This is a genomic window from Luteibacter sp. NPDC031894 (assembly GCF_050273135.1).
GTDB lineage: Bacteria > Pseudomonadota > Gammaproteobacteria > Xanthomonadales > Rhodanobacteraceae > Luteibacter.
Map to the genome: position 1 here is coordinate 263,642 of NZ_JBNNMV010000004.1, position 21,141 is coordinate 284,782.

Here is a 21,141-nt window from a genome sequence, read left to right on the forward strand (position 1 = left end):
TCGTGGGGGCTGCGTAGCCCACCCGGCCGCTGGTTTGGTCTGGCCTTTAGGGGTTAGGATGCTCCGGTAAACCCCACGCATCGAAGGCATGAAACCCGGACTCCAGTTTCGGCTCCACCAGCAGCTCACGCTGACGCCGCAGCTCCAACAGGCCATCCGCCTGTTGCAGTTGTCCCAGCTGGAGCTCGAGGCCGAACTCCGCCAGATCGCGGAAAGCAATCCGTTGCTCGAGTTCGCCGAAGATGCCGAATCCGAGCTCGACCCCGACGCACCCGAAGAGGACGGCTACGAGATCCCCGAATTCACGTCGCGGGACGAACCGCCGGCCAAGGCGTCCAAGGACGACGAGGAATCCACCGTCGCTCCTTCCGAGGAACTGGCGCCGGAGTGGGAAGACGACCGCTTCCATGGCGACTCCAGCGAATACGGTGGCTCGTCGTCGCGCACGGGAGGCGTGGACGAAGACGGCTTCGAGCCGCAGAACGCCGCGCCGGAGAGTCTCCAGCAACACCTGGAGTGGCAGCTCAACCTGTCGCAGTTCTCGCCGCGCGACCACGCGATCGCCACCGCGATCATCCATGCGTTGGACGAGGACGGTTATCTGCGCGACGGCACGGCAGCGGTGGAAGCCGCCCTGCCCTCCGAGATGCAGGCGACGGCGGACGAGATCGACGCGGTGCGCCAGCGCGTGCAGCGCTTCGATCCCACGGGCATCGCCAGCCTGGACCTCCGCGACTGCCTGTTTTGCCAGCTTTCCCAGTTCTCGCTCGATACGCCGCATCGCGAACTCGCGATCCGCGTCGTGAACGAGGAACTGGAACTGCTGGCGCGCAACGACGTCGCCAAGATCGCCCGCCGACTCAAGGCCGCCGAAGACCACGTCGCCGCGGCCGCCGCGCTGATCCGCAGCCTCGACCCGCGCCCGGGTGCGGCGCTCGATGCCACGCCGGTCGAATACGTCGCCCCGGACGTCTACGCGCGTCGGGAGAACGGCCGCTGGCAGGTCAGCCTCAATCCGGACGCCCAGCCGCGGCTGGGTCTTAACCAGCATTACTGCAACCTCATCGCCCGGGCGCGCGGCGACGACGCCACCTGGATGAAGGGACAGCTGCAGGAGGCCCGCTGGCTGCTGAAGAGCCTGCAATCGCGCGCTGAAACCCTGCAGAAGGTGGCCGACGTGATCGTCCGCCGGCAGAGCGCCTTCCTCGATTACGGCCCCGAGGCCATGCATCCGTTGGTTTTGCGTGAAGTGGCCGAGGAGGTGGGCATGCATGAATCCACCATTTCCCGTGTCACGACGCGAAAGTACATGCACACCCCCCGCGGCACCTTCGAGCTGAAGCACTTCTTCTCCAGCGGCGTGGCGACCGAAGACGGCGGCAGCGCCTCGGCGACGGCCATCCAGGCCATGCTTCGCAAACTCATCACGGCCGAGGACGCGCGGCGGCCGCTCTCCGACCAGGCGCTGGCCGAGGAGCTGCATCGACGCGGCATTCAGGTCGCCCGACGTACCGTGGCAAAGTACCGGGAAGCGATGCGCATCCCCAGTTCCAGCGAACGCGTCCGCGCCAACTGACGACGCGAAGGAACCCCACCGGAGGTCCACGGTCCAACCAGTTCAAGCTAGAGGAGCGACGCTCCGTCGCTCCGGTCTCGCCGCCACGAGGCGGCACCCTCAGCAAGAAGGAGGCGTCAATGCAAATCCAGATCAGCGGCCAGCACATCCAGATCACCCCCGCCCTGCGCGAGCGCGTGGAACTACAGATCGGTCGCTTCGAACGCCTTTTCGACAACATCACGGGACTCGACGTCGTCCTGTCCGTCGACAAGAACGAGCACAAGGCCAGCGGTACCCTGCATTGCTCCGGTACCCGCCTGCACGCGGACGGCATTGCGCGGCTCGAGGACGACAACAAGAACGACACCCTCTACACCGCCATCGACGCGATGGTCGGCAAGCTGGCCGACCAGCTCCGGAAGCATAAGGAAAAGCTCAAGGACCACCACAACAGCGAGGTCCGGGAGGCCCGCGCCGCCACCTGACGTCCGGGGCCACCCGGCAGCCCGCCCGCCCTTGATGGCACAATAGGACCCAGGCCGGCACGCCCCGCGTGTCGGCCTTTCCTTATCGAGAGGCCCCACCGTGGACCGGCTGACCGCCAGACAATTGTTCGACGGGGTACACGAGCGCATGGCCCTGCGCTGGGCCGCCGGCATGCGCGGCGAATCCCGTGTGCTCGAGCCCAATGCCAAGCAGAGCCGGCGGCCTTCGCTGGTCGGCTACCTCAACGTGATCTACCCCAACAAGGTGCAGATCATCGGCACCGAGGAGTTGAACTTCCTCGATGGCCTGGACTCGCGCCAGCGCTGGGAAGCCATCCACAAGATCGCCGCCTACCAGCCGGCCGCGCTCATCGTCACCAAGGACCAGTCGATCCCGTCCGACCTGCGCGAGGTCGCCGAGGAGACGGACACGCCGCTGTGGCAGAGCACGAAACGCGGCCATGAACTGCTGACCTACCTGCAATACCACCTGGCGCGCACGCTTGCGCCGCGGGTGACCCTGCACGGCGTGTTCCTCGAGGTGTTCTCCATCGGCGTGCTGATCACCGGCGAGCCCGGCTCGGGCAAGAGCGAGCTGGCCCTGGAACTCATCAGCCGCGGTCACCGGCTGGTGGCGGACGACGCCACCGAGTTCACCCTCATCGCTCCCGACGTCATCGACGGCGCCTGCCCGGAACTGCTCCAGGACCTCCTGGAAGTGCGCGGCCTGGGTGTGCTCAACATCCGCGAGATGTTCGGCCATACGGCGGTGAAGCCTTCGAAATACCTGCGCCTCGTCGTCCACCTGAAGCCGCTGCGCGACGGCGAGGAGCCCGACGCGATGACCCGCCTCACCGGCGACATCAGCCGGCGCAACGTACTCGACGTGGACGTGCCGAAGATCACGATCCCCGTCGCGCCGGGCCGCAACCTCGCAGTCCTTGTCGAGGCGGCGGTGCGCAACCACGTACTGAAGAGCAAGGGCATCGATCCCGCCCAGACCTTCATCGACCGCCAGGCGCACCAGATGCGCCGCTTCTCTCCATGGTGAACCAGGACATGCTCCCGTGATCGACGAAGTCATGAGCCCCATCGTCGAACCCGACGCGATCCACCTCGTCGTGCTGACCGGCATGTCCGGCGGCGGCAAGACCGTGGCCCTGCGGGCGCTGGAGGACCTCGAGTTCTATTGCGTCGACAACATGCCCGCGGAACTGATCCCGCAGCTGGTCGCCGCCGTCAGCCAGGGCGAGCATGGGCCGCGTCGGCGCATCGCCGTGGGCGTGGACGTACGCAACCGCCGCATCGACCTCTCGCGCATGCCGCACGTGCTGTCGGAGCTGTCCACGGCGGGCGTGCACGTCCACCTGATCTTCCTCGACAGCCGCGACGACGTCCTGATCAAGCGCTATTCCGAGACCCGCCGCCGCCATCCCCTGGCGGCGGAGAAGCTCTCGCTGGCCGACTCCATCGCACAGGAACGCAAGCTGCTGCGGCCTTTGGTCTCGATCGCCGAGAAGGTCATCGATTCCAGCGACCTGAACGTGCACCAGTTGCGCCGCCTGTTCGCCACCGGCTATGCCGCGGCATCGGACGGCACGACCCTGCTTTTCGAGTCGTTCGCCTATCGCCGGGGCCTGCCGTCGGACGCGGACTTCGTCTTCGACGCGCGCTGCCTGCCCAACCCGCACTGGGACCCGCGCCTGCGGCCGTTCTCGGGCAAGGACCTGCCCGTCCGGGAGTTCCTCGACGCCAACCCGCTCGTGGGCGAGTACTATGACGACGTCGCCCGCTGGCTCGACACCTGGCTGCCGCGCTTCGACGGCGAGGACCGCAGCTATGTCACCGTGTCGATCGGCTGCACCGGCGGACGCCATCGGTCGGTCTACCTGGTCGAGAAACTGGCGCAACATTTCCGCTCGGAACGCGGCAACGTACTGACCTTCCATCGCGAACTCGAGTGACATGACCCGCTTGCAGCCAACACGAGATTTCGGGCCATGACCGTCGGGGTCCTCCTCATGACGCACGAGGCCGTCGGCAAGGCGCTGATTTCAGCCGCGCGCCACGTGATGCCGAAACTCCCGCTGGACGTCGACGCGGTCGAAGTCCCGCCCAGCGCCGACCCCGACATCATGCGCACGCTCACCGCCCGCCATGCGCGGGAGCTCGACCACGGCGATGGCGTGCTGGTGCTGGCCGACCTCTACGGCGCCACGCCGTGCAACATCGGCCTGTCGCTGGGCGAACTCGGCGTGCACCTGCGCTGCGTGTCGGGCCTGAACCTGCCGATGCTGCTGCGCGTCCTCAACTATTCGGAAAAATCGCTTCCCGAGCTGGCCGAGATCGCGGCCAGCGGCGGTCGCGGAGGGATCTTCATCGACCATGCTTGAACGTGACATCGTGGTATCGAACCGGCTCGGCCTGCACGCACGCGCATCGGCCAAGCTCGTCCAGCTGGTCGCGGGGTTCAAATCGACGGTCTGGCTCGTCAGCAAGGGACGCGAAGTGAACGCGCAGAGCATCATGGGCGTGATGATGCTGGCCGCCGGCATGGGCACCGCCCTGACCGTGCGCGCGGAGGGCGAGGACGAGGCGGAGGCCATCGCCGCCGTCGTGTCCCTGTTCGAACGCAAATTCGACGAAGGCGCCTGAGCATGACACCCCGCCCGCGCATGGAGCCCCTATGAGAGTCGTGCTGACCGGTACACCCGCCGCCCGGGGCATGGCCCTCGGCCGGGCACGCCTGGTCCAGCCGAGCCTCCTCGCGGTCGACATGCGGATGCTCGAGGACGCCGAGGTCGGCGCCGAGATAGAACGCCTGCACAAAGCCATCGACACCGCCCGCACCGAACTGCACGAGCTGCGCGGCAAGCTGCACGGCGCGCTCGCCCGCGAAGTGGGCGACTTCATCGACGCGCACAGCCTCCTCCTCGACGACGAGGAACTGCTGCGCGGACTGGACGACCTCGTCGCCGTCGGCCATTACACGGCGAGCGCCGCGTTGAAGATGCAGCGCGACCGCCTCGCCGCCGTCTTCGACGCGATGAACGACCCGTACCTGAAGAGCCGCGGCGAGGACATCGACCAGGTCATCGGCCGGGTGATGTCGGCCCTCAACCAGCAGTCCAGCCGCGAGGAACGCAAACTGGCATCACGCGTAGGCGAAATCGTCGTCAGCGACACGATCGCGCCGGCCGACATGGCCGGGATGGCCGGCCAGGGCATGCTTGGCGTCATCGCGAGCGCGGGCAGCATCTATTCGCACAGCGCCATCCTCGCGCGCAGCTTCAACATTCCCATGCTGGTCGGCACCCGCGATGCGCTCGCCACCGTCAACGACGACGACCTCGTGCTGATCGACGCGGAGCATGGCGAGGTCATCGTCCACCCGACGGCACAGGACCTGGCGCGCTACCGGCAGTGGCAGCGCCAGGCCGCCGCGGAAGGCCGCCGCCTGGCCGCGCTCGCCACGGCACCGACGCTCACCCGCGACGGCGCGCACGTGCGCCTGTACGCGAACGCCGAATTGGCGGGCGACGTCACCCTGGCCCGCTCGCGCGGCGCCGACGGCATCGGCCTTTACCGTTCCGAATTCCTGTTCCTTCGCCAACGCGGCCTCCCATCGGAGGACGAGCAGTTCGCGGCCTACCGCGATGTCGTGCTCGGCATGGGCGGCCTGCCGGTGACGATACGCACGCTCGACCTCGGCGCCGACAAGGCCGACGCGGCCGGGCTGGCAATACGCGGCGAGGACAACCCGGCACTGGGCGTCCGTGGCATCCGCCTTTCCCTGCGGTATCCGGACATTTTCAGTGTGCAGTTGCGCGCGATCCTGCGCGCGGCCTGCTACGGGCGCGTACGTATCCTTGTGCCGATGGTGACGCACATCGGCGAGCTCACGGCGGTGCGCACGCTCATCAAGAAGGCGCGCGAGGACCTCTCGCGACAAGGCCAGGAACTGCCGGAGCGGCTCGACGTCGGCGCCATGATCGAAGTGCCGGCAGCGGCGATCGGGGTCAGTTCGATCCTCGCGAAGGCCGACTTCCTCGCGATCGGCACCAACGACCTCGCCCAGTACGTCCTGGCGGCGGACCGGAACAACGACGCGCTGGAAGGTATCTACGACCCGCTGCAACCGCCGTTCCTGCGCCTGATCGCACACGTGATCGCGAGCGCGCGCCGCGCAAAGAAACCGGTGAGCCTGTGCGGCGAGATCGCCGGCGACACGCAGTTCACCGCGCTCCTCCTCGCCATGGGCCTGGAAGAATTCAGCATGCACCCAGGGCAGCTGCTACAGGTCCGCGACCGCCTCACGGCCCTCGACTGCGGGGCGCTTCGCCGCGCGGCACCGCGCCTGTTCCGCGCACATACGCGCGACGAGGTCGAGGAACGCCTGCTGGAAGTCGTGGCGAAGCAAGACGGCTGCGCCTGAGGCGCACCGTCAAGCGGTCGATGCCACCGCCTGCGGATGCAGGTTTTTTTCGGAGTCGGCGATCATCGCAAGCATGGCGTCGCTCGCCGCCTTCGCGTCGGCATCCCGGATCGCGTGGAAAACCTGCTGGTGGTAAGGCAGCGAGTACTTGAAGTTGGCCGCCGTGCGCGCGGACAACACGAAGAAGGTACCGAGGGCGGTTTCGATCACGGTGAACAGCGACCACAGCAACTCGTTGCCCGTGGCGTGTAACACCGCATCGTGGAATTTCAGGTCGGCGTCAGCCCACTCGTCGAGAGTGCTCGAGGCCTCCATGAGGCCCAGTGCCGCCTCGATGCTGGCGAGCTGCTCCGCGCTGCGATGACTCGCCGCCGCGGCAGCGGCCGCCGGTTCGATGATCTTGCGCATCTGCACCAGCTTGTGGATGAAGTCGTCCGTGGGCATCGACGCGCAGCGCCATGCGAGCACGTCGGGGTCCAGTTGGTTCCAGTGCTGTTCTTCCATCACTCGCGCCCCCACTCCCGAGCGCGATTCGATAAGGCCCTTCGCCGATAACACCTTGAGGGCTTCACGCAACGCCGTCCGGCTGACCCGCAGGCTCCCCGCCAGCGTTTCCTCCGGAGGGAACACCTCGCCCGGCTTCACCTTGCCGCCGACGATCCGCTGTCCCAGCTCCTGCACGACGTGGCCATGCAGGTTGCGCGCGGTACCGGGTTTCTTCATTGCGATCCGCCCTGTGGAAGGAAGTTAGTCGTACAAACGGACTATATGCATAACGCGAAGCTTCCCGCCAGACGGCGCTATCGCCACTGATTGATGACGCATTGCGACAGGCGAGCCGGAAAATCACCGCCACGACGGCCAATCCTCAAAGCACTACCGATTGCCGCACTGCCGCAAAGAAAAATAAGCAAATTCGGACACTTGCGACTTTGTAGGACAATGTGTTTGACTGAGTTTCGGCCGGGACCAGGGGCCGCGAAGCGACACGATCATGAGCGGGCGCCCTCGCCGGACGCCCACGGGGAAGGCTTGTCCGCGTTCGGGTAGGCGCGGTCGTCGACGGGGTAAGGCAGCATGAGGAAGGCATGTCGGGCGCTGGCGGTCGGGGTGTTCGTGGCGCTAGTGGCGCCGGTGGTGTCGGCGCGCGATGGGGCGCAGTGGACACCCGCGGAGGCGCACGCGTGGTACGCGAAGCAGGCATGGCCCGTCGGCAGCAATTACATCCCCGCCAATGCGATCAACCAGTTCGAGATGTGGCAGGCCGATAGCTTCGACCCCGCCCGGATCGACAAGGAACTGGGCTGGGCGCAGACACTCGGCATGACGACCATGCGCGTTTTCCTGCATGACCAGCTCTGGCAGCAGGACGCCGCGGGCTTCAAGAAGCGCATCGACACCTTCCTCGCCATCGCCGCCAGGCACGGCATCAAGCCCATGCTCGTGCTGTTCGATTCCTGCTGGGATCCGGTCCCGAAGCCAGGTAAGCAGCACGCTCCCCTGCCGGGTATCCACAATTCCGGTTGGGTGCAGGGGCCGGGCGTCGCGATGGACGATCCGAGCCAGTATCCGCGCCTGAAGGATTACACGGTCGACATCGTCAAAACCTTCGCCAAGGACCCGCGCATCCTGGCATGGGACGTCTGGAACGAACCGGACAATCCCGGCGGCGGCAATTACACGACCAACCCGAAGGACAAGTTCGATCGCGTGGCCCAGCTGCTGCCGCAAGTGTTCGATTGGGCACGTAGCGCGTCGCCGACGCAGCCACTCACCAGCGGCGTGTGGCACAACGACGACTGGGCGCCGGGGGCGAAGCTCAACGCGGTGGAGACCACGCAACTCGAACGCTCCGACATCGTCACCTTCCACAGCTACGACTGGCCGGAGACGTTCGTGAAGCGCGTCGCGCAGCTGAAACCTTACGGCCGCCCCATGATCTGCACGGAATACATGGCCCGCGGCGCCGGCTCGACCATCGACGAGATCCTTCCGCTGGGCAAGAAGCTCGACGTCGGCATGATCCAGTGGGGGTTCGTCGAAGGCAAAACGCAAACCACCATGCCCTGGGACTCCTGGGACAAGCCATACATCCAGAAGCCGCCCGTGCTCTGGTTCCACGACCTGCTGCACACCGACGGTACCCCGTACCGCCAGCGGGAGGTCGACATCATCCGCATGCTTTCGAAAGCCCCGCGCGGCGTCGTGCCGCCCGACGCCGTCTCGTACCCGCTACAAGCCTTGAAGACCGCTCGTTGACCCGCTAGACGACACCTAATCTCTGAGGGGAGATTTCCATGAAGCGCTTGTCTGTCCCAACGACGCTCCTGGCGTCGATGATCGCTGCTGCCCTGTCGCCCGCCTTTGCCGCCGAAAGTCCAACAACGCCAGCACCCGCAGGCACGGTGGCCCAGGCGACGAACGCGGCCCCGCAAACGACCGGCGCCACGCCCGCGAAGGACGCGAAGAAGCCCGCGGCCACGGCACAGCGCGATGCGGCGGCCAATGCCGTCAACCTCAACGCCGTGACGGTCCAGGCGCTGCGCGAGAGCCTCGCCAGCGCGCAGCAGATCAAGCAGGACTCGCGCATGGTGGTCGATTCCATCGTCGCCGAAGACGTGGGCAAGCTGCCCGACAACAGCGTGGCGGACGCCCTGCAGCGCATCACCGGCGTGCAGGTGGCGCAGGGCTTCCAGGGTGAAACGACCTCCGTGGTGATTCGTGGCTTGCCCAACGTCGCCACGACACTCAATGGCCGCGAGATCTTTTCCGGCGTCGGCCGCTCCTTCGCGTTCCAGAACCTGCCGGCCACGGCGGTGAAGGCGCTGAATGTCTATAAGTCGAGCGAGGCCAGCATGATCGACGGCGGCATCGCCGGCGTCGTCGACATGCAGCTGTACCGCCCCCTGGATTTCGACGGTTCGCGCGTGGCGGCCACTTTCAACGAGACGCACAGCCACTACGCCGACAAGAACGACCCCGAGGGCAGCCTGTTGCTGAGCAACCGGTGGCGTACCGATGCCGGCGAGTTCGGCGCGCTGCTCAATGTGGGTGCCGGCGAGCAGCACTACGAGTACAACGCGGTCTGGGGCGACTACCCGCGCGTGCTCACGGGCGCGTCGGGCGATCCCATCCGCAGCAGCAACGGCGACCTCATCTCCGCGCCCAACGGCTTCGGGGCCGACTACAACATCGGCAAGCGGAAGCGCCAAGAAGCCAACTACGCCCTGCAATGGAAGCCTAACGACCAGACCGAGTTCTACGTCGAGGGCCTGTATGACTGGATGAACGATCGTTACAACCAGCCCTACTTCTTCAGCTTCCCCACGGGAGCCGTGGACCCCACGTCGGTCACGGTGTCCGATACCTGCTATGCCAACCAGCAGACCGGGTCTCCTTACTATGGCCAACGCATCTGCGACGCCAGCAATGCGACCTGGTCCGGCAACAGCTACGCCGCCACGAGCACCCAGGCGCACCAGCAGCGTGGCCACGACATCCAGAATTCGATCGGCGCGAAGTGGCACAACGACAAGCTGACCCTGTCGACGGATTTCTCGTGGAACTCGACGTCCTTCCACGAGCAGAACTTCATCATCGATACCTTCCTCAAGGGGCCGATCACCACGGTGTGGAGCGGCAACCAGGGCGATCACACGAACTGGGGCCTCGCGGGCAGTCCGGAAACGAACCCCGCCAACTACTACCTCAACGGCCTGTTCCAGACGTGGAATAACCAGAGCGCCAAGCAATTCGCCTGGCGTGGGGACGGCAACTTCGACTTTGCCGGCGATTTCTTCCAGTACGCCGATTTCGGCCTGCGCTATTCGAACCACAAGGCCGAGTACACCGGCAGCGTGGAGATCTCGACTCCGCCGCCGGGCGGTACCGGCGACATCCCGGGCAATCCGAATCCGGACAACCAGGTGATCGCGCGTTTCCCCACCGGCTACTTCACGGCCATGCCGAGCACGTCGGCGCTGCCCACCCATTGGCTGACCGGCTCCTACGATTACCTGATCGATAACGCCGATAACCTGCGCACATTGTACGGCCTGCCCACCGGCCTGGCCCCGCAGAACCCGGGCCGCTACTACCAGATCAAGGAGCAGGCCCTCGCGGGTTACCTGCAGGTGGCGTACGGCAACGATCTCTTCGGGATGCCGTACGACGGCCTGATGGGCGTCCGCGTCGAGCGGAACCTGCGCCGGCTCAATGCCTTCTCGTACGACGCCAGCACGAACGTCTACACGCCGATCTCGGCGGGAACCAACGCGCCCGTCTACCTGCCCAACGTCAGCTTCAACCTGCACATGACGGACCAGCTGCAACTGCGCCTGGTCGCGGCGAAGACGATCACGTATCCCGGCTTCGGCCAGCTCAACCCGTCGATCTCGCTCAACCCGCCCACCATCAATCGTGCGGGCGCGGCCGCCAGCGGCAACCCCAACCTGACGCCGATCAAGTCGACCAACTACGATGCGTCCCTGGAGTATTACTTCGGTCCGTCCAGCTACGTGAGCGCGAACGTGTTCTATCGCGACATCAAGGGCTACATCCAGAACTACGTGACGGACGTGGTGATCGGCGGTCTCCCGTACCAGCTCTCCTCGCCGCAAAGCGCGGGCTCCGGTCACCTCGACGGCAGCGAGGTGGCTTACCAGCAGTTCTTCGACTTCCTGCCAGGTGCGTTCAGCGGCCTTGGCGTCCAGCTGAACTACACGTACATCGAGGGCAGCACGCGTTCGCCGCAGTACATCGGCGGGCCCATCGTCGTCGCGCCGCTGCAGAACGTCTCGAAGAACAACGGCAATGCCGTGCTCATGTACGAGAAGTACGGCGTATCGGCGCGACTCGCGTACAACTACCGCAGCAAGTTCATCGACGGGTTCAACGCCGTGAACGTGGCGGGCGTGAACGACTATGTCAAACCGGCGAACCAGGTGGATTTCTCGCTGGCCTACGACTTCAACAAGAACCTGACCGGCGTGTTCAACGCGACCAATATCCTCGGGGCCAACCTGCACCAGTTCTTTGGCGAGGGCACCAGCCGCCCCCGGGATATCCGCTACCAGGATCGTACGGTGGGTGTCGGCGTGCGTCTCAAGCTCTGAAGTTTCCCCTGACGTATCGGGCAGCGCGTCCCGATACGTCTTTTTTTTCTTAAGGGACCAGGACATCATGATGTCTTTCAAGCGCACGACTTCCGGGCTTGCCCTGCTCGCCGTTGCGATGTGTGCAAGAGCGGCTGCCCCCGAGTCCGCGACTGTCGGAACCCACCTGGCCGACGGTTCCGGGTACGTCACCGTCACCCCGCTAGGCGAAGGCAACGACCGCCTGCTCATGGCTTTCGAACAGAAAGGCATGGCTGGCATCGCGCTCTGGCGCAGCGATGACGGTGGCGACCATTGGCAATCGGTAGGCAACGTCACGGACCAGGTCCATAAGGATCCCTCGTGGCAGCTGCGTTGGCAGCCGCACCTCATGCGCATGCCACGCGCCAGTGGTGGCCTCGCCGCGGGGACACTCATCCTCTCCGCCAACACTACCGGCAACAACGCCGACGGCCGGGTATCGGCCCAGGACCTCCAGGTTTACGCGTCGACCGACGGCGGCGCGACGTGGCACTACCGCGGGTCGGTGATACGCGGTGGAGGGCGCCCCGAGGACAAGGACAACAAGGGCGTATGGGAAACCAACATCCATGTCCTCGACGATGGGCGCATGGTGGCCTACTACTCCACGGAGCAGCACAAGGCCGACGGCTACAACCAGGCGCTTGCCCACAAGCTCTCGACGGACGGCGGCAAGACCTGGGGAGACGAGGTATTGGATGTTGCCATCCCCGGTGGTGTCGAGCGCCCGGGCATGGCCATCGTGACGCGATTGGGCGACGGTCGATACGCCATGACGTACGAGAATATCGACGGCCCGAACAACGGACAGGTGCATATCAAGTTCAGCCGCGATGGGCTGGATTGGGGCGATCCGCAGCGGCACGGCGTGCCCGTCGCGACCTTGTCGGGCGCATGGCCCTCGGCGTGCCCTGTCGTGCAGTGGTTTCCCATCGGCGGTCCCGAGGGGACGCTGGTGATCTCCGCCGAGCGGGCGGGCGGCGGTGGCGACGAGGGAGGTCGCTCGCTGTACTGGAACAACGCATCGGGTCGCGGTCCGTGGTGGGAGGCGCAGGCACCCGTGCAAAAGCGGACGGGCAATATCCATGCGGGTTGGACACAAGCGCTGATCCGCCGCGACGACGGCCGGTTCCTGCACGTGACCACGTCATCGTCACCGACGGAACCTACGTCCGAATGGGCGAACGAAGTGCTTTACCGCTCCGCACCGCTGGACTTCACTCGCTTCGAGGCCGAGGACGCGGCGCTGGAAGGCAGCGTGATCATCGGCGACGCCAAGGCCTCGAACGGCCGCAAGGCGCGACTGGGCGCCGGCCGCACTGGCCGGTTGGGATTCGAGGTGGCGAGTACAGGAGGCGCGCAGACGCTGCGTGTGCGCTTCGCCACCGTCGGGCTACCTGGCACGCCCACAGTGGTCGTCAACGGGGCGCGGCAACCGGCAGGTACTGTGCGCGACGATGGTGACGGGTGGTCCATGCTGGCGATCAAGGTGGCCCTGCTGTCGGGCATGAATGCACTGGCGATCGACGGCGGCGCGCATGCGCTGGACGTCGACTACGTGCAAGTGGAGCGCTGACATGCGACGACTTGTTGCCGCCGCTTTCCTCGGCGTGACCGTGGCAGCGCATGCCGCGGCCTTGCTGCCTTCGGGACCGGATCCCTGGGTGACCCAGCGGCACGGCGTGTTCTATTACATGAATACGATGGGCGACCGCATCGCGATACGGAAGACGACCGACATCCAGCGCCTGAGCGAGGCGTCGCCCGTCACGGTCTGGCGTCCGCCGGCCGAAGGCCCGAACTCTGCGTCGATCTGGGCACCGGAGCTGCACTTTCTCGACGGCAAGTGGTACCTGTACTACACGGCCGTGGACAAGGAGCACAACGATGACATGCACCGCCACGTCTTCGTCCTCGAGAACGCTGCTGCCGATCCCACCACGGGCAGCTGGGTGGACAAGGGCATGCTGGTCACGCACCACGCCGGCATCGACGGCACGGTATTCGAATACCAGGGAAAGCGTTACTTCGCCTACTCCGCATACGTCGGCGACCAGAGCGACCTGATCCTCGCGCCCATGACCAACCCGTGGACGATCGGCGAACCGCAGGTCGATATCGCCGGTCCGACGTACTCTTGGGAGATGCAGGGAGGTCGGAAGATCCTGGAAGGCCCCGAGTTCATCGAGGGGCCGGATGGCACGGCTTACCTCACGTACTCGGGCAGCGCGTGCTGGTCCGACAGTTACGCGATCGGCCTGTTGACCGCGGACAAGGGCGCGAATCTGCTCGACGCGGCGTCGTGGAAGAAAACGCCACGCCCGGTGCTGGCCACCTCGCCCGCAAATAACGTCTACGCACCGGGCCACAACGGCTTCTTCAAGTCCGCAGACGGCAAGACCGACTGGATCGTCTACCACGCCAACGGCGGCCCCGACTGGAAATGCACCGCGCGCCGCGCGCCCCACGCCCAGCCCATCCAATGGGACGCGCAGGGCAAGCCGGTCTTTCCTGAGCCGCGGTAGCTTCGGCATCGGCGGGCTCGGCTCGCGCCCTCGCGTCTTGCCGAGCATCTGGGACCGTATCGCCGGAGGCGCCGGGGTGCAGCTCCCTTAGCAGGTGACCGGCGAGGACAGGCGACGATTGGCCGGCCAATGGTCGGCGTCGAATTCCCCGAATCGAAAATCTATTCCCGTCACCCCATCTATCCGCTCCAGCAAGATCCAAAGCGCGTTGGTGATGTGACTATCGAAGTCGTCGAACTCCCCGCTCAAGGCCTCCGGACCGAGCCGCTCATCTACATTGATGACTACCAGGTTGGTGGCGGGGTCAAGGCTGACCTCTGCGCGCACAGGCAAGGGAACCTCGCTAAAGAAGTTCCTGCCGACCATCGCGTTGTCGAGTGCAAGCTGAAGATCGGCGACAAGAGCAAGGCGCTCACCCTCTGTCATCTCGATGACAGTCTTATTGGGAGTGTCTTGCGCAACGCAGTCAGAGGAGCACGCAAGAAAGCCGACGCAGTGAATGCTCCAGAGCAGTCGCTTACCTAGTGAAAGAAACATGATGAAAACTCATGCGGCACCGCGAAGCGCGGCAGCTCCATGGTGCTGGGTGCCCTCGCCTCCGATCAGACACTTCGGCCCGCGAACGGACGTCACCTATTTCCGCTTCGGCTGTGCGCGACCGCTCACCGTCAATCGGGGTGATGCTCGTCCTCGCTCTCAAAAGCGCGACACTCCTAGTCACTATCGAGCAACCTCCGTGGCCGGAGGAGTCGACGGGCGTCGCCCTGGGAGCGATTGCGCAGGGAGGCGAAGGCCGGACGAGCACCTAGCGAACGGGGTGGCGCGCGCCGGCTCCCCTGCCTCAGCGCCCGATCGAACACGATGGGGCAGCCGAGCCAGAAGGGGCGATCAAACAAAAAGGGCCGCGATTTCTCGCGGCCCTTCCGACAACGCTTTCGCGCGACGCGTTACGCGGCGCGAACGGACTTCGTCGTCTCCGGATTACGCACGACGTTCGCGCGCAGTTCATCGGTGTCGAAGTCGTCGACGGAGATGAACTCCGCCACGCCGTCGCGGACGCGCTGCAGGAGTTCGCGCTCGGCGGCGGTGATGGCGCCCAGCTTCTCCGCTTCCACCAACTGCTCGTTGTACGTGTGCGAGCGCAGCTGGCCGCCCTTGAAGGCCTTGAGGAACTTGCGTTCCACCGGCTCCGCCGCGATCACGTCGGGCAGGATCTGGTTCATGCGGCCCACCGTGTTGTTCGCGGTCGGCGTGAGGTAGCTCCACGTCGTGAGGCGGTCGCGCGCCTCGCTCGGTGCCGTGATGAGCGCGGCGACGCGACGGCCGAGGCGATCCGACGGCGGCACTTCGCGGCGGCCGAACGGGAACACCAGGGCACGCAGCAGCCACGCGACCGGACGCACCGGGAAGTTGCGGATGACGCCGTCCAGCGCCATCTGCATCTTCCACACGCACTCGTGAAAGGCCCAGGCCAGCAGCGGACGGTCCGCTTCGGGGCGGCCGGTGTCCTCGTAGCGCTTCAGCATGGCGCTGGCGATGTAGAGGTACGACAGCGTGTCGCCGAGGCGAGCCGACAGCTTCTCCTTGAACTTCAGCTTGCCGCCCAACACGCCCATGGCGACGTCGGCGCACAGCGCGAGCGCGGCCGAGTAGCGGTTGAGCTTGCGGTAGTAGCGGCGGGTGTAGGCGTCGCCGGCCGTATCGCCGATTTTCGCCGCCGTGATGCCGAGCACGAAGCTGCGCACCGCGTTGGAGAAGCCGAACCCGATGTGACCGAAGAGCGCGTCGTCGAAGGTCTTCAGGCGCTCACGGTAGTCCGCGATGTTCAGCGCCTGCATTTCCTTCAGCACATAAGGATGGCAGCGGATGGCGCCCTGCCCGAAGATCATCAGGCTGCGCGTCATGATGTTCGCGCCCTCCACCGTGATGGCGATCGGCACGCTCTGCCAGCCGCGGCCCATGTAGTTCTTCGGCCCGAGGATCACGCCCTTGCCGCCGTGGATATCCATCGCGTCCGACGCGATCTGACGGCACCACTCCGTGGCGTGATACTTCGCGATGGCCGACGGCACCGCCGGCTTCTCGCCGCGGTCCACGGCGGCGGCCGTGGCGCGCGACAGGGCCTGCGTGGCATAGGTGAGCCCACCGATGCGGGCGAGCGCTTCTTCCACGCCCTCGAACCGGCCGATGGCCAGACCGAACTGCTTGCGCATGCGCGCATAGGCGCCGGTCGCGGCGACCGCCATGCGCGACGCGCCGGTGGCGTTCGACGGCAGGGAGATGGCGCGACCCACCGACAGGCATTCCACCAGCATGCGCCAGCCCTGGCCCGCCATGTGCGGTCCGCCGATCAACACGGACAGCGGGACGAACACGTCCTTCGCATGGATGGGGCCGTTCTGGAACGGGTTGTTGAGCGGGAAGTGCCGGCGGCCGATTTCCATTCCCGGCGTTTCACGCGGCAGGAGCGCGAGGGTGATACCCATATCTTCCTTGTCGCCCAGGAGCTTGTCCGGGTCGTACATGCGGAAGGCCAGGCCGACGATGGTGGCGACGGGGGCGAGCGTGATGTAGCGCTTGTCGAAGGTCAGGCGGATGCCGAGGGTTTCCTCGCCATTCCACATGCCCTTCGTGACGATGCCGAAGTCCGGAATCGACGTCGCGTCGGAGCCGGCGTACGGACCCGTCAGCGCGAAGCAGGGAATCTCGCGGCCATCGGCGAGGCGCGGCAGGAAGTGGTTCTTCTGCTCGTCGCTACCGTAATGCATGAGCAGTTCGCCCGGCCCGAGCGAGTTGGGCACGGCAACCGTGGACGCCACGGTCTGCGACATGCTCGACAGCTTCTGCAGCACCGCGGAGTGCGCCAGCGCGGAGAAACCGAGACCGCCGTAGCTCTTCGGGATGATCATGCCGAAGAACTTGTTCTTCTTGATGAACTCCCAGACGTTCGGCGGAAGGTCCGCCAGTTCGTGAGTGATCTGCCAATCGTCGATCATTGCGCAGAGTTCTTCGACGGGGCCGTCGAGGAAGGCCTGCTCTTCGGTCGACAGCTCCGGCTTCGGCTGGCGGAGCAGTTCCGACCAGTCCGGTTTGCCCGAGAACAGCTGGCCTTCGAAGCCGACGGTGCCGGCTTCGAGCGCGGTCTGTTCCGTGTCCGACAACTTCGGCGTCACCTTCGCGAACAGCGACAGCAACGGCGCGCTGATCTTCTTGCGGCGGAAATCGACCATGAGCAACGGCACGGCGATCAGCGCCAGCAGGACGAGGAGCACGACGGTGGTGACCGGCGCACCGGCCAGGAACCCGACGACGAGGATCGTCGCCGCCGTGGCGATGGCCCACGTCTTCAGGGACGTGCGGTGGTAGGCACAGGCACCGGAGGCGATGAGCGCCGCCAGCACAACCAGGATCGCAGACATCGGTATCACCTCGTCACAGTCGGATTAGCAAGGGTAGTCAGGAAGCTCGCGATTTCGCGAGTGAACGCGTCGTTCGCGTCGCCGGCCACCATGTGGGTGGCATCGGCAAGGGCCACGTGGCGCGCATGCGGCACGAGGCGGAGGAATTCGTCGACGGTGTGGCTGGACACCACGTCGCTGCGCGCGCCGGACAGCAGCAGCACCGGCACCTTCACACGCGCGGCGGCGGCAAACAGGCGCGGCTGGTAGCGCTCGCTCTCCTGGACGAGGCCGTCGAGCAGCGCCGGATCCCAGTGCCAACGGAGACGGCCGTCCTCGTCCTGCCGCAGCAGCGGTTTCAACTGCGCTTCGGTCTTGCGCTCACGACGATGCGGCAGGTACGCCTCGATGGCCGAGGCCGCCTCGTCGTAACTCGCGAATCCTCGAGGATGGGCGCGCATGAAGCCGAGGATACGTTCGACACCGGCGGTTTCCCACCGCGGCGTGATGTCGACCAGGATGAGCGCCGAGAAAGGCGCCCTCCCTTCGTCCAACTCGCCCGCGGCGACGAGGCCGAGCAAACCGCCCATGGACGCGCCCACCAGGACCGGCGGCTGGCCATCGGGCGACACCGCCTCGCGACCGACCGTCGTCAGGTCGGCGACGAACTGCTCCATGTGGTAGTCGCCGCGCGGCATGTGCTCGCTTTCACCATGACCACGCGCATCGAAGGTGGTGGCGGCGAAGCCTTGTGCCGCCAGGGCCCGGGCCGCGCCGTTCCAGGCGTGGCGGGTCTGGCCGAAGCCATGGGCGAACAGGAGTGACGGCGATCGCTCGCCGTGCCAGCGCTCGGTGGCCAGGACGAGCCCGTCGAACGAGACGAGGTTCGTCCGGGCGGAGGCGACATGAAGGGGGGCTGCAACCATACGCCTGAGTATGTATGCCGCCATGAGGCGCGTCAATACGCTTGCGTACGGTCACGTAAGGGCTGGTAAGTCAAGGTCTTATGCAGCACAGGGCCCCTGTCACCGATTGCAAACCCTGAAGTCTCGGCTACCATGCGTCGATGAACGATGGTGCGAAGAACGAACGAGCCCGCCTGTCCGCCGAAGACTGGGAAGACGGCGCCCTTGCCCTCATCGCCGAACAAGGGGTCGGCGCCCTCGCCGTCGAGGCCCTTGCCCGGCGCCTCGGCGTCACCAAGGGTAGCTTCTACTGGCATTTCCGCACCCGCGAGGCGTTGCTCCAGGCCTCGCTCGAGCGGTGGGAAGAGTACGGCGAACGCGAGGTGCTCGCGGACATCGAGCGCATCGCCGATCCGCGGAAGCGCCTGCCGGAACTGTTCCGCCGTGTCGCCCACGAGCTGCAGCCGCACCGGGTCTATGCGGCCCTCTTGAAGGCCCTCGACCACCCCCAGGTGGTCCCGGTGATGTCGCGGGTGTCGCAGCGGCGCATCGACTTCCTCACCCGCATGTACACGGAAGCCGGGTTGGCCCCGCTGGTCGCCCTCCACCGCGCGCGGCTCACCTATGCCGCGTATGTCGGATTCCTGCAGCTGAACTTCACGCTGGGACTCCCGCGGCTGTCGCACGAGGAATTCGACGCCTACGTCGAACACATGATCGCCACGCTGACGCCCGCCAAGTCCAGCGACTGATCCTGAACGACAACCCCGATTTGCTGCGCCGTACCTTGCCAATACCAGGGATCGCAAACTACTGTCTCCGCTTGCGTTTAACTGGAGACCACCACGGATGCGTTCGCACGGCAGTTCACTGGAAGCGTTGAATCGATGGGTTGACGAGGTCGCCCGACTGACGGATCCCGCCGCCATTCATTGGTGCGATGGCTCGGATGCGGAGTACGCGCAGCTCGTCGAAACCATGCTCGCCAGTGGCGACCTCCTCCCGCTCAACCCCGAGAAGCATCCGGGCAGCTACCTCCATCGCTCGAGCCCCTCGGACGTCGCCCGTGTCGAGCACCTCACCTTCGTTTGCACGCCGAACGAAGAAGACGCCGGTCCGAACAACCACTGGATGGCGCCGGCCGATGCGCACGCGAAAATCGACGCCTTGTTCGCCGGCGCGATGCGCGGCCGCACGATGTACGTCATTCCGTACTGCATGGGCCCGATCGATTCGCCGCTCGCGCGCTGCGGGGTCGAGATCACCGATAGCCCTTATGTCGTCGCCAACATGCGGATCATGACCCGCATGGGCGCCCCCGCGCTTGCCCGCATCGAGCGCGACGGCCAGTTCGTGAAAGGCCTGCACTCCACGGGCGACCTCGATCCGGAACGCCGCTTCATCATGCATTTCCCCGAGGAGCTCTCGATCAAGTCGATCGGTTCCGGCTACGGCGGCAACGCCCTGCTCGGCAAGAAGTGCCATGCGTTGCGCATCGCCAGCCACCAGGCCCGTCGCGAAGGCTGGCTCGCGGAGCACATGCTGATCGTCGGCATCGAGAACCCGAAGGGCGAGAAGCACTACATCGCCGCGGCCTTCCCGTCGGCCTGCGGCAAGACGAACCTCGCGATGCTCATTCCGACCGAGGGCTACCGCAAGGCGGGTTGGAAAGTCTGGACGGTCGGCGACGACATTTGCTGGATGACCCCGGGCGAGGACGGCCGCCTCTGGGCGATCAACCCGGAAGCCGGCTACTTCGGCGTCGCTCCCGGTACCAGCGCCAAGACCAATCCCTCGGCCCTCGCCACCCTGGGCCACGATGCCATCTTCACCAACGTCGCGGTCACCGCCGACAACAGCGCGTGGTGGGAGGGCCTCGGAGAAGGCGAGCCGGTGACGGACTGGCAGGGTCGCCCCTACGATCCGGCGAACGGTCCCGCCGCGCACCCGAATGCCCGCTTCACGGTAAGCGCGAAGCAATGCCCGAGCTGGGCGCCGGAATCGGAATCCGCCACGGGCGTACCGATTTCCGCGATCGTGTTCGGCGGCCGTCGCCCGTCGCTCGTGCCGTTGGTGTTCGAGGCGAAGGACTGGGCACATGGCGTCCTGGTCGGTGCCGCGATGGGCTCCGAAACGACGGCTGCCGCCACCGGTGCGGTCGGCGTGCTCCGCCGCGATTCGATGGCGATGAAGCCATTCTGCGGCTACAACTTCGCGGACTACTTCGCCCACTGGCTGTCGTTCGACAAGCCCGGCGCGAAGCTGCCGCGCATCTTCCACGTGAACTGGTTCCGCAAGGACAGCGAGGGCCAGTTCATGTGGCCAGGCTACGGCGACAACCTCCGCGTGCTCGACTGGATGATCCAGCGCGTGGAAGGACGGGCGGAAGGCACCGAGACGCCCATCGGCATCCTTCCCGCGCGGGACGAGCTCAACGTCGAGGGCCTCGGCCTCACGCCGGGGACCCTGGACGAACTGCTCCGCGTGGACGTCGAAGGCTGGCAGGAGGAACTGCGCGCCATCGGCCTGTACCTGGACGGCTTCGGCCAGCGCATGCCGGAGAAGTTGAAGGCCGAGCGCCTGAGGGTGAGCAAGGCCCTGGACGCCGCCGTGATCCGCCCAGCCGCCAGCGTGGCCTGAGGTCGGCATCGCCCTGTAGGAGCCGCTGCAGCGGCGAGGGGATCGTGCCTCGCCGCTTCA

17 protein-coding genes are annotated in these 21,141 nt (G+C 66.0%); 13 read left to right on the forward strand and 4 right to left on the reverse strand.

The genetic code is table 11. The features are described 5' to 3' along the window. Positions 1-88: 88 nt before the first annotated feature. From ACQKIE_RS13300 to ptsP, 7 genes are all read left to right on the forward strand, one after another. Positions 89-1,576 carry an RNA polymerase factor sigma-54 gene (locus tag ACQKIE_RS13300; RefSeq protein WP_427459807.1) on the forward strand — a complete coding sequence of 496 codons (1,488 nt, stop codon included), beginning with the start codon at positions 89-91 and terminating at the stop codon, positions 1,574-1,576. Positions 1,577-1,695: 119 nt separating this feature from the next. Further along, positions 1,696-2,043: a ribosome hibernation-promoting factor, HPF/YfiA family gene (gene hpf / locus ACQKIE_RS13305; RefSeq protein WP_427459809.1), complete on the forward strand. Its 348-nt coding sequence runs from the start codon at positions 1,696-1,698 to the stop codon at positions 2,041-2,043. A 100-nt stretch (positions 2,044-2,143) separates the two neighbouring features. After that, entirely contained in the window at positions 2,144-3,094 is a 951-nt protein-coding gene (gene hprK, locus ACQKIE_RS13310; protein ID WP_427459812.1) for an HPr(Ser) kinase/phosphatase, read from the forward strand. 31 nt (positions 3,095-3,125) lie between these two features. Then, positions 3,126-4,007, forward strand: a complete 882-nt coding sequence (rapZ, locus tag ACQKIE_RS13315; RefSeq protein ID WP_427459964.1) for an RNase adapter RapZ — start codon at positions 3,126-3,128, stop codon at positions 4,005-4,007. Positions 4,008-4,043: 36 nt separating this feature from the next. Beyond that, a complete protein-coding gene (locus ACQKIE_RS13320; RefSeq protein ID WP_427459814.1) occupies positions 4,044-4,436 on the forward strand; it encodes a PTS sugar transporter subunit IIA in 393 nt (130 codons plus the stop codon). Continuing rightward, on the forward strand, positions 4,429-4,698 hold the full coding sequence (locus tag ACQKIE_RS13325; protein WP_427459816.1) for an HPr family phosphocarrier protein: 270 nt from the start codon (positions 4,429-4,431) through the stop codon (positions 4,696-4,698). Before ACQKIE_RS13320 ends, ACQKIE_RS13325 begins: the two co-directional genes overlap by 8 nt. 31 nt (positions 4,699-4,729) lie before the next feature. Then, positions 4,730-6,478 (forward strand): phosphoenolpyruvate--protein phosphotransferase, encoded by a 1,749-nt coding sequence (gene ptsP, locus ACQKIE_RS13330; protein ID WP_427459818.1) that lies wholly within the window; start codon positions 4,730-4,732, stop codon positions 6,476-6,478. Positions 6,479-6,487: 9 nt separating this feature from the next. Here ptsP and ACQKIE_RS13335 read toward each other — a convergent pair whose 3' ends face one another. Next, on the reverse strand, positions 6,488-7,201 hold the full coding sequence (locus tag ACQKIE_RS13335) for a FadR/GntR family transcriptional regulator (protein ID WP_427459820.1): 714 nt from the start codon (positions 7,199-7,201) through the stop codon (positions 6,488-6,490). Positions 7,202-7,555: 354 nt separating this feature from the next. Here ACQKIE_RS13335 and ACQKIE_RS13340 point away from each other — a divergent pair, with 354 nt between their 5' ends. From ACQKIE_RS13340 to ACQKIE_RS13355, 4 genes are all read left to right on the forward strand, one after another. After that, positions 7,556-8,737, forward strand: coding sequence for a 1,4-beta-xylanase (locus ACQKIE_RS13340; protein ID WP_427459822.1), 1,182 nt, complete (start codon positions 7,556-7,558; stop codon positions 8,735-8,737). 38 nt (positions 8,738-8,775) lie between these two features. Then, positions 8,776-11,592: a TonB-dependent receptor gene (locus ACQKIE_RS13345; RefSeq protein ID WP_427459824.1), complete on the forward strand. Its 2,817-nt coding sequence runs from the start codon at positions 8,776-8,778 to the stop codon at positions 11,590-11,592. 67 nt (positions 11,593-11,659) lie between these two features. Then, a complete protein-coding gene (locus ACQKIE_RS13350; RefSeq protein ID WP_427459826.1) occupies positions 11,660-13,189 on the forward strand; it encodes an exo-alpha-sialidase in 1,530 nt (509 codons plus the stop codon). 1 nt (position 13,190) lies between these two features. Then, positions 13,191-14,138 carry a glycoside hydrolase family 43 protein gene (locus tag ACQKIE_RS13355; protein WP_427459828.1) on the forward strand — a complete coding sequence of 316 codons (948 nt, stop codon included), beginning with the start codon at positions 13,191-13,193 and terminating at the stop codon, positions 14,136-14,138. Positions 14,139-14,225: 87 nt separating this feature from the next. On the opposite strand, the gene ACQKIE_RS13360 is transcribed toward ACQKIE_RS13355, so the two are convergent. The 3 genes from ACQKIE_RS13360 to ACQKIE_RS13370 all read right to left on the reverse strand — a co-directional run bounded on the left by ACQKIE_RS13360 (position 14,226) and on the right by ACQKIE_RS13370 (position 18,462). Beyond that, positions 14,226-14,675 (reverse strand): hypothetical protein, encoded by a 450-nt coding sequence (locus ACQKIE_RS13360; RefSeq protein WP_427459830.1) that lies wholly within the window; start codon positions 14,673-14,675, stop codon positions 14,226-14,228. 410 nt (positions 14,676-15,085) lie between these two features. After that, complete coding sequence (locus ACQKIE_RS13365; protein ID WP_427459832.1) at positions 15,086-17,557, reverse strand: acyl-CoA dehydrogenase; 2,472 nt, start codon at positions 17,555-17,557, stop codon at positions 15,086-15,088. Positions 17,558-17,562: 5 nt separating this feature from the next. Then, positions 17,563-18,462, reverse strand: coding sequence for an alpha/beta hydrolase (locus tag ACQKIE_RS13370; protein ID WP_427459834.1), 900 nt, complete (start codon positions 18,460-18,462; stop codon positions 17,563-17,565). Positions 18,463-18,602: 140 nt separating this feature from the next. Here ACQKIE_RS13370 and ACQKIE_RS13375 point away from each other — a divergent pair, with 140 nt between their 5' ends. Then, on the forward strand, positions 18,603-19,193 hold the full coding sequence (locus tag ACQKIE_RS13375) for a TetR/AcrR family transcriptional regulator (RefSeq protein WP_427459836.1): 591 nt from the start codon (positions 18,603-18,605) through the stop codon (positions 19,191-19,193). 97 nt (positions 19,194-19,290) lie between these two features. After that, entirely contained in the window at positions 19,291-21,081 is a 1,791-nt protein-coding gene (locus ACQKIE_RS13380; protein WP_427459838.1) for a phosphoenolpyruvate carboxykinase (GTP), read from the forward strand. The last annotated feature ends 60 nt before the right edge of the window (positions 21,082-21,141 follow it).

Excerpts from the sequence above, each read along its gene's own strand:
- ACQKIE_RS13300 (WP_427459807.1), top strand. The coding sequence starts at position 89 with ATGAAACCCGGACTCCAGTTTCGGCTCCACCAGCAGCTCACGCTGACG.
- hpf (WP_427459809.1), top strand. The coding sequence starts at position 1,696 with ATGCAAATCCAGATCAGCGGCCAGCACATCCAGATCACCCCCGCCCTG.
- rapZ (WP_427459964.1), top strand. The coding sequence starts at position 3,126 with ATGAGCCCCATCGTCGAACCCGACGCGATCCACCTCGTCGTGCTGACC.
- ACQKIE_RS13320 (WP_427459814.1), top strand. The coding sequence starts at position 4,044 with ATGACCGTCGGGGTCCTCCTCATGACGCACGAGGCCGTCGGCAAGGCG.
- ACQKIE_RS13325 (WP_427459816.1), top strand. The coding sequence starts at position 4,429 with ATGCTTGAACGTGACATCGTGGTATCGAACCGGCTCGGCCTGCACGCA.
- ptsP (WP_427459818.1), top strand. The coding sequence starts at position 4,730 with ATGAGAGTCGTGCTGACCGGTACACCCGCCGCCCGGGGCATGGCCCTC.
- ACQKIE_RS13335 (WP_427459820.1), bottom strand. The coding sequence starts at position 7,201 with ATGAAGAAACCCGGTACCGCGCGCAACCTGCATGGCCACGTCGTGCAG.
- ACQKIE_RS13340 (WP_427459822.1), top strand. The coding sequence starts at position 7,556 with ATGAGGAAGGCATGTCGGGCGCTGGCGGTCGGGGTGTTCGTGGCGCTA.
- ACQKIE_RS13345 (WP_427459824.1), top strand. The coding sequence starts at position 8,776 with ATGAAGCGCTTGTCTGTCCCAACGACGCTCCTGGCGTCGATGATCGCT.
- ACQKIE_RS13350 (WP_427459826.1), top strand. The coding sequence starts at position 11,660 with ATGATGTCTTTCAAGCGCACGACTTCCGGGCTTGCCCTGCTCGCCGTT.
- ACQKIE_RS13355 (WP_427459828.1), top strand. The coding sequence starts at position 13,191 with ATGCGACGACTTGTTGCCGCCGCTTTCCTCGGCGTGACCGTGGCAGCG.
- ACQKIE_RS13360 (WP_427459830.1), bottom strand. The coding sequence starts at position 14,675 with ATGTTTCTTTCACTAGGTAAGCGACTGCTCTGGAGCATTCACTGCGTC.
- ACQKIE_RS13365 (WP_427459832.1), bottom strand. The coding sequence starts at position 17,557 with ATGTCTGCGATCCTGGTTGTGCTGGCGGCGCTCATCGCCTCCGGTGCC.
- ACQKIE_RS13370 (WP_427459834.1), bottom strand. The coding sequence starts at position 18,462 with ATGGTTGCAGCCCCCCTTCATGTCGCCTCCGCCCGGACGAACCTCGTC.
- ACQKIE_RS13375 (WP_427459836.1), top strand. The coding sequence starts at position 18,603 with ATGAACGATGGTGCGAAGAACGAACGAGCCCGCCTGTCCGCCGAAGAC.
- ACQKIE_RS13380 (WP_427459838.1), top strand. The coding sequence starts at position 19,291 with ATGCGTTCGCACGGCAGTTCACTGGAAGCGTTGAATCGATGGGTTGAC.